The organism is Microbacterium dauci (genome assembly GCF_030065535.1).
Classification (GTDB): Bacteria; Actinomycetota; Actinomycetes; order Actinomycetales; family Microbacteriaceae; genus Microbacterium; species Microbacterium dauci.
The window spans coordinates 1-12,567 of sequence record NZ_JASJND010000004.1 but is presented as its reverse complement, the minus strand read 5'-3'; the positions used below and the strand labels follow the sequence as shown (position 1 = coordinate 12,567).

The 12,567-nt window shown below is 67.7% G+C and carries 9 protein-coding genes; 7 read left to right on the top strand and 2 right to left on the bottom strand.

Translation table 11 applies throughout. The features are described 5' to 3' along the window. Position 1: 1 nt before the first annotated feature. The 5 genes from QNI14_RS05060 to QNI14_RS05040 are packed head-to-tail and all read left to right on the top strand — an operon-like array spanning position 2 to position 5,442. Entirely contained in the window at positions 2–1,240 is a 1,239-nt protein-coding gene (locus QNI14_RS05060) for a GDSL-type esterase/lipase family protein (protein WP_283715304.1), read from the top strand. Then, positions 1,237–2,463, top strand: coding sequence for an enolase C-terminal domain-like protein (locus tag QNI14_RS05055; protein ID WP_283715302.1), 1,227 nt, complete (start codon positions 1,237–1,239; stop codon positions 2,461–2,463). The genes QNI14_RS05060 and QNI14_RS05055 overlap by 4 nt, the downstream gene beginning before the upstream one ends. Further along, on the top strand, positions 2,463–3,455 hold the full coding sequence (locus QNI14_RS05050) for a hypothetical protein (protein ID WP_283715301.1): 993 nt from the start codon (positions 2,463–2,465) through the stop codon (positions 3,453–3,455). Before QNI14_RS05055 ends, QNI14_RS05050 begins: the two co-directional genes overlap by 1 nt. Next, complete coding sequence (locus tag QNI14_RS05045; protein WP_283715299.1) at positions 3,452–4,657, top strand: hypothetical protein; 1,206 nt, start codon at positions 3,452–3,454, stop codon at positions 4,655–4,657. Before QNI14_RS05050 ends, QNI14_RS05045 begins: the two co-directional genes overlap by 4 nt. After that, positions 4,657–5,442, top strand: coding sequence for an NAD-dependent epimerase/dehydratase family protein (locus tag QNI14_RS05040; RefSeq protein WP_283715298.1), 786 nt, complete (start codon positions 4,657–4,659; stop codon positions 5,440–5,442). Before QNI14_RS05045 ends, QNI14_RS05040 begins: the two co-directional genes overlap by 1 nt. A 96-nt stretch (positions 5,443–5,538) precedes the next feature. On the opposite strand, the gene QNI14_RS05035 is transcribed toward QNI14_RS05040, so the two are convergent. After that, positions 5,539–6,258 carry an MFS transporter gene (locus QNI14_RS05035; RefSeq protein ID WP_283715296.1) on the bottom strand — a complete coding sequence of 240 codons (720 nt, stop codon included), beginning with the start codon at positions 6,256–6,258 and terminating at the stop codon, positions 5,539–5,541. Positions 6,259–6,690: 432 nt separating this feature from the next. On the opposite strand from QNI14_RS05035, the gene QNI14_RS05030 reads away from it, so the two are divergent. Beyond that, positions 6,691–8,298, top strand: a complete 1,608-nt coding sequence (locus QNI14_RS05030) for an L-lactate permease (protein ID WP_283715295.1) — start codon at positions 6,691–6,693, stop codon at positions 8,296–8,298. Between the two features lie 211 nt (positions 8,299–8,509). Next, positions 8,510–10,795, top strand: coding sequence for a maltose alpha-D-glucosyltransferase (gene treS, locus QNI14_RS05025; protein ID WP_283715293.1), 2,286 nt, complete (start codon positions 8,510–8,512; stop codon positions 10,793–10,795). A 31-nt stretch (positions 10,796–10,826) separates the two neighbouring features. Here the strand turns inward: treS and QNI14_RS05020 are convergent, their stop codons facing one another. Beyond that, a complete protein-coding gene (locus QNI14_RS05020) occupies positions 10,827–12,065 on the bottom strand; it encodes a maltokinase N-terminal cap-like domain-containing protein (RefSeq protein ID WP_283715292.1) in 1,239 nt (412 codons plus the stop codon). Positions 12,066–12,567: the final 502 nt, after the last annotated feature.

The following is a 12,567-nucleotide window of genomic DNA, read 5'->3' as shown; positions in this document are numbered from 1 at the left end:
GGTGCACGCGGTCCCTCTGTCCACGCTGCGGGCAGCCACCTTCGGCGCAGCAGACATCGAACAGCGCGAGGACGGGTTCATGCCCCGACGGCTGCCGCGCTCCACACGCATCCAATACGCAGATGCCGGCGTCGACTGGATCTCGTCTCACACGGCTGGCGTGCGGCTGCGGCTGAACACCGCCGCACGCAGGCTTCGGGTGCGCGCCACCTTCATCCGCAACGTCGACTCGGACGCGCCCGCCCCGCCGTTCCCAGTCACCGTCGTCGCCACCACCGACGGGGTGGTCGTGGACCGGTGCGATCTGGATGACGGAACGCTCATCGTCGCCGCGCCCGACCGCACCTCCACCGTGCTCCCCGGCGAGGTCTCCGTGGTGGACCTGCACCTGGGCGGTGACGGGAGCGAGCGAGAGGTCCAGATCTGGTTGCCGCACACCGCCCAGGTCATCGTTCACGGGGCGGAAGCGGATGCCCCAGCGGAGGCCTCGGCGGCCAGCGACCGTCCCGTCTGGCTGCACCACGGCAGTTCCATCAGCCACGGCCTGGAAGCCGACGGTCCGCTCGGGCCGTGGCCGCAGCAGGCGGCTGCTGCGCTAGGAGTGGAGCTGCTCAACCTGGGGTTCGCTGGCAACGCCCTGCTCGACCCGTTCGTCGCGCGTACCATCGCCGCGGCGGACGCGGACGTCATCACGCTCAAGCTCGGTATCAACGTTGTCAATGCGGACGCAATGCGCGAACGGACCTTCGTTCCCGCGCTCCACGGGTTCCTTGACATCGTCCAGGACGGCCACCCGCATACGCCCGTGGCCGTCATCACCGCCATTTCCTGCCCCTCGCACGAACACACCCCCGGCCCGACGAGGCGACTGGAGTCAGGCCGGTTCGCTGCCACGCCCCGTCAGGTCAACCCGGGCGATGGAACCCTCACGTTGCAGCGCACCCGCGAGCTCGTCGGCCACGTGGTGACGCAACGCGCCGCTGAGGACCCGCAACTGCGCCTGGTCGACGGGCTCGAGCTGTTCGGACCTGACGATGCCGCGCTGCTGTACGACGACCTCCACCCGAATCAGGACGGGTACGACCTGATAGCGGCGCGGTTCACCGGCCTCGCGCGCACCCTCGACCACCCGTTGGGGCGGACGTTCGCGTCTGTCCTGGCGGGCACCACCGTCCGGGAGGGGGAGGGGGCGCGCCGCCTTCCTACCCCTCCCGGGCTTGACCCGGCGGTGCCGCGATGAGCCGCATCACCCACATCGAGGTCATCCCGCTGGCCTTCTCCGATCCGCCGCTGCTGAACACCTGGGGCGTACACGAGCCGCTTGCTCTGCGAACCCTGGTCGTGATCAGGACAGAGGACGGCACGACGGGCCTCGGTGAGGCGGGTGGCGACATCACACTGCTGCGACGGCTGGAGGCTATTGCCCCCCGCCTCATCGGTACCCGGGTGGACGCCCCATCGGCTATCTCCGACGTCGTGCGTTCGGTGCTCGGCCCGGATTGCTCGCTCGTCGAGCGCAACGTCGCACAGTCACCCTTCGAGGTTGCTGTGACCGACGCGTGGGCGCGTCTGGAGGGGATACGAGTGGTGGACCTGCTGGGCGGGGCGGTCCGGCAGCGGGTGGACTACGCCGGCTACCTCTTCTACAAGTGGCCTGGTCATCCGGGCGCTGCCGACGACGAGTGGGGCAGGGTCCTCACCGCCGACGAGGTCGTCCGGCTGGCGCGCACGATGGTGGAGTCCTACGGATTCGGATCTCTCAAGCTCAAGGCGGGCGTCTTCCCTCCCGACCAAGAGATCGACGCGATCCAGGCGCTGCACGCCGCCTTGCCGAACGTCCCGCTACGCATCGACCCGAACGGTGCGTGGACCGAGGGCACCGCACTCCGCGCCGCCCAGGCTCTGGAAGGCTCCTTGGATTACCTCGAGGATCCGGTACTGAGCATTCCTGCGATGGCCCGGGTCCGCGCCTCGACGACTCTGCCGCTCGCGAGCAACATGATTGTCAACACCCTGGAGGACCTAGACGCGGTCGTCGCAGCGTCAGCGCTGGACATCGTCCTCGCTGACCACCACTACTGGGGTGGCCTCCGCAGTGCCCTCGATCTGGCCCGTGAGTGCGCCGCGGCGGGACTCGGCGTATCCATGCACTCCAACTCGCACCTGGGCGTCTCGCTGGCCGCGATGACGCACGTCGCCGCGGCATCCGACGCCATCAGTTACGCCAGCGACACCCACTTCCCGTGGAACCGGGACGACGACATCGTCGCCGATGACACGTTCACCTTCGACCGCGGGGCACTCTCTGTCCCCGACGGACCAGGACTGGGGGTGGAGCTCCGCCCTGACGTGGTGGAGCGACTCCATCGCGCCTACCTGGAGTCTGGCCGCACAATCCGCGACGACACCGGGTACATGCGGTCCGTCGACCCGGATTACGACGCACGGCTGCCTCGATTCTGATGCGCGTCACGTTCAGTCTCTTCCCGTGGGATGTCGACGGGGATCCCAACGCCGCTGCCTGGCTCGCCGAGCACGAGGTGACCGACGTTGCGCTGGCCGCCACCTATCACGCCGCGCGCGCCGCGACGCCCCGCCACCCTGCGCACCAGATCGTTCACCTGGACCACTCGGCCAGTTATCTCGATGGGCCCGCCCCCCTGCCCCGTGGGCGTTTTTCCTTCGAACGTGCCCGCGACGACCTCACCGTAGCCGGCGTGCGGGTCTCGGCTTGGGTTGTGCTGAGCCACCTCGAGGGTGCACGCAGGGACATCCCCCGGGTCATCGACGCGTTCGGGACGGAATCACGTCACGCGCTGTGCGTGCGGTCTCCCGAGGCGCTCGAGTTCGCCGTAGAAACGGTGCGGAGCGTCGCCCGCGCCGGCTGCGACCGTCTCATCGTCGAAGGAGCGTCGTGGTCGAACCTCGGGCACGCGTCCCTCCACGACAAGATCGCCGCCGCAGACCTGAACACGCGGGCGCTGTCCTGGTGCCTCTGCCAGCGATGTGCAAGCGCGGCTGATGTGGACCCCGGGCGAGTACGAGCGGCGTTGCATCGTCGCGAACCCGTCCCCGCAGACGCCGCAGAACGCGTTCGCCTCGCTCGTCGGGATGCCGCGGACGGACTTCGCGCCCACGTGCTGCACACGGCTCGCGCGTCAGGGATCGCCGACGTGCTGTTTCACCCCGACCCTGACGAGCCGTCGCCACACGGTCGCACACTCGTCGACGCCTGGCACGACACCAGCGCCGCCGTCGCGCAGTTCCGCGACAGCACCGCGGATGCGGCCTACGTCAACATCCTCAACGACCCTGCGCCCAGCGCCATCGACCTCGGCACCCGTTGGTCTGCGCTGCGGGCGGCGGGCGCCAACGAACTTCTCGTGTACCACGCGGGCCTCGCATCGACGTCTCGCCTCGACGCGGCCCTTACCGCAATGAAAGGAATCTCATGACCTCCCCCCACGAAGTCTGCCTGTGGGTGACCCCCAAGATCTTCGACGATCTCCGCGCGCCCGAGGACGGTGTGGCGGCGTTCTTCGACCACCATGCGGAGTGGATCGACGGGAACGATCTCACCATCGTGTTCTGCGCCGGTAACGGCGACCACGTGCTCGACTGGCGGGGGCCCGACGGGCTGGATGACACCTTCGACTGGGCGCGGTACAACGCGTACGCGTGGGATCCGGACACGGGCCAGACCTTCGAGACGGCCATGCGCAACCACAACGCCAATTGGCTCGACCGTGTGCGGGAAGGGGGGGAGCGATCCGCGAACCCCTACTCGGCGGGACCGATGATGGTCCTCTCCGAGCAGGAGCTGGATTACCGGTCGCTCGCGCACATCTACGCCACAATTCGCGAAGAGGCCCAGCGACGCAGCGTGCGGCTCCGTCTGTTGGAATACCTCGAGCCCGGGCCCGAGTTCTGCCGGAGCGAATGGAAGACCATTCGCCATCCCGAGGTCGCAGCTGCTCGCGCGGACGCCGGCGGTCACGAGATCCCTGGCCTCATCGACGTCACCCTTCCCCTGAACGCCGACTCCCGAAGCTACGCCGGGTGGCCCGACGGCATCCCCGAAGGCACCCTCGCGGGTGAGTTCGTCGCGCGTCAGACCGCCGCGTTCGTCGCCGACTTCGCTCTGGACGGGGTGCTGCTGGGTAACCAGTTCGGACTCCTCGGCTTCTGGAACCCGAAGAACGCCCCGGAGCTGACGGTCGAACGTCAGGAGGGGATCCGGAGGTTCTTCCTCGGACTGCGGGATGCAATGGGTGACCGCCAGATCTACTGGATGGACAGCTACTGGCGAGCCGATGTCGAACGCGACGTGTGGGGGATGACCGACGAGTGCTACGACGCGCTGGACGCCATCGTCGTATCCACCTTCGCTGTGCTCGTTGAGCGGACCGAAATTATCCCGAACCTGCAGAGCAAAGCCCGGATGCGCGCACGCACCCTGTACGCGGTGGACTTCGTAGACCCCTGGTACGCGTACCGCACGCACCTCGACGACATCCGCAGCTACCAGTACCAGCGCGAAGTGCTCCGCTCCCATCGGGACCTCACCGACGGAGTCACGTTCTTCGCCAACGACACCTTCGGTCAGTTCGTCCCCCGGGAGCGGCTGGAGGAGACCCGCCGACTGCTCACCGCCTGATGGCTGTCATCGTCATCACCGGCGCCGCCGGCGTCATCGGGCAGGCGGTGAGCCCACAGCTCGCGACCCGCCACCAGCTCCGGCTGCTGGACGTACAGATCCCGGAGCATGCGGACAGCACATGGACGCGAGGCTCCATCGCCGATTCGGAGACCCTCGCAAAGGTCCTGGACGGCGCCGACACCCTGGTCCACCTGGCGGGGATCCCCACAGAAGCACCCTGGGAGGACCTCCTCACGGTGAACATCGACGGGACCCGGCGCGTGCTGGAAGCGGCTCGCGATGCCGGTGTGCGGCGGGTGATGCTTGCCAGCTCGATCCACGCCGGCGGGTATCTGACCGGCGCGGACGCGGACTCTCGCGAGGTCCGACCCGACTCGTTCTACGGGGTGAGCAAAGCCGCGATGGAGGCTCTTGGCAGCTTGTTCGCCGACCGGTTCGGGATGTGCGTAGTGTCGGCTCGCATCTGCACATTCGGGACGGAGCCCTCCGCAGGCCGCACCGTTGCTACTTGGCTGTCCGCGGCCGACATGGTGGGCCTGGTCGAGGCGGTAGCTAACCTGGAGACTCCCGGCCACCACTTGATCTGGGCGGTCTCCAACAACAGTCCCGGCTGGTTCAACCTCGAACCGGGACGCCGCGTCGGATATCACCCAGTAGATGACGCCGCCGCGCGGCTCGAAGAGATCGCCGGAACGCCGCCGAAGTTGCCGGACTCTCACTCTGTCCTCGGTGGGCCGTTCCTAGACATTCCACTCGGCCGCGGGTCAACGACGAAACGGTAAGAGGCGCCCAAGTGGTCGAGGCGAACGTAGGAAGTTGGGTGCTTTAGACGCGAGGTGTCAAGCACCCAACTTCCCCGATCCGGGTCCGATGGCGAGTCAGTTGCGGCGCGCGAATCCCGCTGCAGTCGCGGCGACGAGTGTCACTGCGGCGGTCGCCATGAAGAGCCATGAGAATCCGCTGGTGAGTGCGTCAGGTGTCGCGACGCCGCTGTCGATCAGCGCCTCCGTGCGAACCGATGCGAGCGTGCCGAGGAGGGCCAGACCGAGTGCTCCGCCGATCTGCTGGCTCGTGTTGACCAAGCCGCCGGCCAGTCCCGACTCGCCGCCTTCGACGCCGTCGACCGACAGCTGGGTGGTGGTGACGAAGGCGCCGCCCATCCCGATTCCGATGAGGGTGCTCGGGCCCAAGATGTCGACGACGAACTGTGCATCTGCGGGCGCGGCCGAGAGCCAGACGAGACCGGCCGCGAGGATGACGAGCGACCCGATCAGGGTCGGCTTCGCCCCGAACCGGGCGATGACGGCCGGGACCAGGCCCGCCATGATCACGAGCGCCCCGGCGAGAGGGAGCTGTGTGAGCCCGGTGACGAGAGCGTCGTACCCGAGGACCGCCTGCATATAGACGGACAAGGCGAAGAAGAGGGCAACCATCGCCGCGCCGATTAGCAGCATGACCACGTTGCCGACGGTGAGGTCGCGGTTGCGGAAGACGTCCAGCGGGACGAGCGGCTCGGGGCTGCGTCGTTCGATGAGCACGAAGGCGATCCCGAGCACGACGGCGACGAGAGCGAGCGAGATCGTGAGGGGATGTCCCAAGCCGACCTGCTCGAGCGCGCTGAGCGACCCGACCGCGGCGACAAGCGCCCCCGTGGTCCTGATCGTCTACTCGGTGGGTTCAAATCCCACCGTCACCGCCAGAAAAACCCCCGCGAGTCGGGGGTTTTTCCATTTCTGGATGCCGCAGTGAGGCGACGGCGTGCCTCGTTCAGCAAGGCGCGGGTGCTCGCCCAGTCTGCACTTCGAAGCCATGGGTGTTCCTCGTGATCGGTATACCCGGCTCCGGCATCGCATAACGAGAACCCGACCGCTGCTTGCCACGGACCCCTTCGCCGATCACGCGGCTGCGGGCCTCACGCACACTGCGTGCGTGCAGGCGTACTGACGTCGCATCCCGACACGCAAATCTGCTCGCTATCGGGACCTGCACGTCGATAGCATGAGCCCGAATCGACCCAGAGGAGCCCCCTCATGTGGACTCAGACGCTTGACCCGACCGGCCAACTCTGGCTGTCCGCTCTCATCGCTGTTCTCCCCATCGCCGTCTTCCTGATCGGCTTGCTCGTCTTCAAGCTCAGCGGCCTCGTCGCCGCGGCGATTGCCGTCATCGTGGAGATCGTCGTCGCGGTGTGGCCGTTCGGAATGCCGATCGGCTCAGTCGCCGGCGCGGGGCTCTTCGGGGTCCTCACCGCGATCTGGCCGATCGCCTACATCATCGTCATGGCCGTGTGGCTGTACCGCATCACCGTCGCCAGTGGGCGCTTCGACGTCATCCGCGACAGCATCTCCGGCATCTCACCCGATCAACGCATCCAGGTGCTGCTCATCAGCTTCTGCTTCGGAGCGTTCCTCGAGGGCGCAGCGGGGTTCGGTGTGCCGATCGCCATCTGCGCCGCGCTGCTCGTGCAACTTGGGTTCGGCCCGATCAAAGCCGCCATGCTGTCGCTCGTTGCCAACGTCGCCGCTGGGGCATACGGGGCGATTGGTATCCCCGTCATCGTCGGCGCGCAGGTCGGTGAGGTGCCACTCGCGGACCTGTCCGCCGATATGGTGCTCGTCCTCCAACTTCTCACCTTCAGCGTGCCGTTCATCCTCGTCATGATCCTCGACGGCCTTCGGGGGCTGCGAGAGACACTCCCGATCACCGCGGCCGTCGCCGTCGCGTACGCAGGCACACAAGCCGCCATCCTGCTCTTCCTCGGCCCCGAGCTCGCGGACATCGTCCCGGGGCTGGTGGGTATGGTTGTCGTCTTCGGGGTCTCGCGGATTTGGCAGCCGCGACGCGTCTATCGCGAAGGGGGGAGTGAGATCCCGGATCGCGTTCGACAGGACTTCGGCGATGTCGTGGTCGCGTGGAGCCCGTTTTACATCCTCACCGGCCTCATCTTCGTGTGGAGCGTTCCGTGGTTCAAGGCGCTCTTCGCTGCCGAAGGCCCGTTGGCGTGGTTGACCTTTGCTGTCCCGATCCCGGGTATCACGGGCGTCGTCGTTCCCGCCGGGTCCGACGCAGCGGTCGCGACAACCTGGGCGTTCACCCCGGTCAACGCCACCGGTACAGCGATTCTCATCGCGGTGATCGTCTCCTTCCTCACGATGCCGCGAGTGAGCGTCGGCGAGCTGGGGCGACAGCTCGTCGGGACCGTTCGAGCCCTGGGCACACCGATCATCCTGATCGCACTGATCCTCGTCATCGCGAACATCGCCAACTTCTCCGGAGGGTCCGCAACGATCGGCAACGCCCTGGCGGCGGTGGGCCTCGTGTTCCCGCTGTTTGCGCCGATCATCGGCTGGTTCGGTGTGTTCGTGACAGGGTCGGTGGTGAACAACAACACGCTCTTCGCGCACCTCCAAACCGTCACTGCGCAGCGCATTGGGGTCGACCCGACGCTGCTCGTTGCCGCCAACACCGCCGGTGGCACCGTCGCGAAGGTGGTCTCACCGCAGTCGATCGCCATCGCGGCGGGTGCCGTCGGGCTCACGGGCAGAGAGAGCGAGATCCTGCGGGCGTCGATCAAGTACAGCCTCGGCATGCTCGCCTACGTGTGCGTCTGGGTGTTCTTGCTTTCGTTCGTGCGCTGATCATCTCGAGCGACGTGGAGGGAGTCTGGCACCACCTTCGAACATGCTGGCCGGCGGGGTCATCGCAACAGACCCTCATCGAGCTCCTCGGCATGGTCGTCTACGTCCGCGTGATCCCGAAGCTCATCCCGGCGCACTGACCCGCCATACCCGGTCCGGTCCGCAGATGCCAGTCCTGCCATTCCGCCGATCGACTCCGTAGCGTGGACGTATGGCGCGTGACGACGATCGGCCCGAAGACCTGTACACCGGCCCCATCGACCTGGCAGGGCTTTCGGCCGCTGAGGAATCCGACCTCGAGATGCCCGAGATCAGCTACGACGAACAGCGCTATCCCGCCCGTCCGCGCCGGCTGCGGCCACGCGACAATCTGCGCGGCAGCAGTGTCCGCCGCATCCGCACCGATCCGCGCACCGCCAACGGCACGAACCCGTCGTACATCGAGTGGCTGGTGCGGCAGTCCATGCTGAAGGATGCCGATGTGCTCGCCCGGCAGCTCTCAGGTCAGCCGACCATGTGGCGCAACGCCTACGCGCGCCCCGATGCGCGACGCGCGATCGCGACGAGCGACGTCTGGTTCACGGCGTACCCGATCTCGCTCATCACCCGACCGGGGCAGTCGTTCCTCGCCGCCCTCGGGGACGACGAGCTGTGGTCGACGTTCGAGCGCATCGGGATCACCGCGATCCACACCGGTCCAGTCAAGCGTGCCGGTGGCATCGCGGGCTGGGGGGAGACGCCGAGCGTCGACGGTCACTTCGACCGCATCAGCACGGCCATCGATTCCGCGTTCGGCACCGAGGACGATTTCCGCGATCTGTGCGACGTGGCGGATTCGCACGGCGGCAGCATCATCGACGACATCGTCCCGGGGCACACCGGCAAGGGCGCCGACTTCCGCCTGGCGGAGATGGGCTTCAAGGACTACCCCGGGATCTACCACATGGTCGCGATCCCGCCCGAGGACTGGCACCTTCTGCCAGAGGTCCCCGAGGGATACGACAGCGTCAACCTCGATCCCGCGACCGAGCACGAGCTCGCCGAGCACGGGTACATCATCGGCGCGCTGCAGCGTGTGATCTTCTACACGCCCGGCGTGAAGGAGACGAACTGGAGCGCCACCGCGCCGGTCGTCGGTCCCGACGGGATCACGCGGCGCTGGGTGTACCTGCACTACTTCAAGCAGGGGCAGCCCTCGATCAACTGGCTCGACCCCACCTTCGCCGGCATGCGGCTCGTCATCGGCGACGCCCTGCACTCGCTCGGCGAACTCGGGACGAGCGCCCTCCGCCTCGATGCCAACGGCTTCCTCGGTGTCGAGAAGAGCACGGAGGGGCTCCCGGCGTGGTCGGAGGGTCACCCGCTCTCGCACGCCGCGAACCACATCATCGCCGGGATGGTCCGCAAGGTCGGCGGGTTCACCTTCCAGGAGCTCAACCTCACGATCGAGGACATCCGCGACACCGGCGCGGTCGGCGCCGACCTGTCATACGACTTCATCGGTCGGCCTGGATACCATCACGCGCTCGCCACGGGTCAGACGGAGTTCCTCCGGCTCGCCCTCACCACTTCCCTCGAGCTCGGTGTCGCACCCGTGCAGCTCGTGCACGGTCTGCAGAATCACGACGAGCTCACCTACGAGTTGGTGCACTGGGCGACCCGTCACGGCGACGACGTCTACGAGTTCCGTGGCGAGGAGATCTCGGGCGGCGAGATCGCCGAGGTCATCCGCGCAGAGCTGACCGAAGCGCTCGTCGACGCCGGCGACTACAACCGCGTCTTCACCCAGAACGGCATCGCCTGCACGACGACGTCGCTGATCGCCGCCACTCGCGGCATCCCGCGCCTCGACGACATCACCGAGGCCGACGTTCCCGCGATCCGCGAGGCGCACCTGCTCCTGTGCGCCTACAACGCCTGGCAGCCCGGCGTCTTCGCCCTCTCCGGGTGGGACCTCGTCGGCATGCTGACCCTGCCCGCCGACGAGGTCGCCGATCTCATCAGCGCCGGCGACACCCGGTGGATCGAGCGCGGTGCGCACGACCTGCTCGATGTGGATCCGGATGCCACGCGGTCGACGTCCGGCATGCCGCGCGGCCGTGCGCTGTACGGTCCGCTGCCCGCGCAGCTCGAGGACCCGGAGTCGTTCGCGTCGCGGTTGAGCGCCATCCTCGACCTCCGCCGCGAGCACGGGATCGCCACGGCGTCCCAGGTCGACATCCCCGAGGTCGCGCATGCCGGGATGCTCGTGTCGGTGCACCGTCTCGACGACGGGCAGGCCGACACGGATGCCGCGCTCCAGGTCACGGTCCTGAACTTCTCGGCGGACCCCGTCGAGGGGACGGTGCGGTCAGCGCACCTCACGCCGCAGAGCAGCGTCGTCGACGCCGCGACCGGAGAGACCATCGGTCGCGTCGACGATCTGCAGAGCTTCTCGGTCTCGCTGCCGGGGTACGGCGCGATGTTCCTGCTCCTGGAGGCGCCTGAGGCGGAGTGACCCGCCGCCGGGCTGATCGCCTGCCGGCGGATCAGCTCAGCGCGGCATCGATCCCCGCGAGCGGGACGGGGAGCCAATTCGGTCGATTGCGCGCCTCGTAGATGGACTCGTACACGGCCTTGTCCAGGACGAGCGCCCGCAGCAGCTCGGGATGGAGCGCCACAGCCCCGGGTGCCGCGGCATACGCCTCCACGAAGGCCGTGCGGCACGCGGCTGCCCAGTCGGCGGCATCCGGACCACCGCCGACGGCGGCCGCGTAATCGAACGAGCGCAGCATCCCGGCGACGTCGCGCGGAGGGAGGTCGGGGATCGCGCGCTCCTGCATCGGGCGGAGCGGTTCGCCCTCGAAGTCGACGATGCGCCACCCGCCGTTGGGAACGGCGAGCACCTGTCCGAGGTGGAGGTCACCGTGAATCCGCTGCAGTCGCGGCCAGGGGCGGGTGAGCGCAGCACGGTACACCGAGTCGATCGCGGCCCGTCGGTGTGCGACGGCGGGAACCTCGGTCGCCGCGATCGACAGACGCCGAGCCCAGGCGGCACCGGTGGCCGTGACGACGGCCTCATCGGCATCCTTCGTCTCGAGGGCAGCGCCCAGGGCGCCGTGCACTCCCGCGACGGCGATACCCAAATCGCGGGCGGCGGCGGTGAAGTCGCGGCCGGCGCGCGCTTCGTCGAGGGCGATCGCCCATCCATCGCGGACGCCGCGCAAGAATTCCTGCGCGAAGCCGAGGGTGCCGCGGGCCACGCCTTCGGGTCTGCCCACGTCGGGCCACTCCGCATCGAGGCTGCCGAAGAACCGCGGGACGAAGGGAGAGCCCGCCTCGCTGAGCACGCGCTGGACGGTGACGTCGGGGTTCTCACCGTGGTGAAGGGTGCGGAAGAGCTTCAGGATGATCGACGGTGCCCCGTCGACGTCGTAGACGATCGAGGTGTTCGACTGCTCACCGGTGAGGACGCGCGACGAGGTCACGCGTTCGACGTCGAGTCCCATGTCGCGGAGCATGCCGATGGTGAAGTCGGGATGCTGCGTCGCGTCGACCAGATAACGGTCGCCATCGCGTGCGGCGACATCGTCCCCTTCGCTGCGGTCGCTGTGTGCGAGGGGCACGTTGTACAGGGTGGGAACGGCACCCGCGTCATCCATCACGAGGTAGGTCGTCGCACCGGTGGTGGGTCTGGCGTCGAGCATGCGGAATCGCGGCTCGTGACTCTTGCCGGCATACCAGCGCTGTCGCGCCACCCAGGCACCGAGATCGTCTTCGAATCGCACACTCACACCCTGGCCCGAATGACCGGGGAAGCGTAAGGGGTGGACGAGCCCAGATGGGGAGGGTATGGCGGCCGTGGCGATCCAGATCACGGCCCCAGCCCTCCGCACGCGCGGAACCCCGCGCCCCGCCGCCCGCGGAATCCCGCGCGACACGCCCGCGTGCACGCACCGATTTGCCGAGGGGCCAGGATCGACGTAAGTTATTACCTGTTCGCCCCACAGGGCAGAGCGACAGGCCGAAAGGCCCGCCGCCCTCAAGCTGGTGAACCACTCCCCTGAGAAGAAACAACCGTTCGCGGTTGGGTCTGGCCGTTTCGGCCTAGGTGGGATCAGGATGCCGATGACCTCGGTGATCCGCCACACGAGCTTCGCAAGAAGCACGGCGTGTCGGATTTGACGGAGTTTAGAACGCGTCCTAAGCTAGTGAAGTTGCCTCACTACGAAGCCCGGAAGGGTGGTGTGGGAGCATCCGATCCTTGAGAACTCAACAGCGTGCACTTGT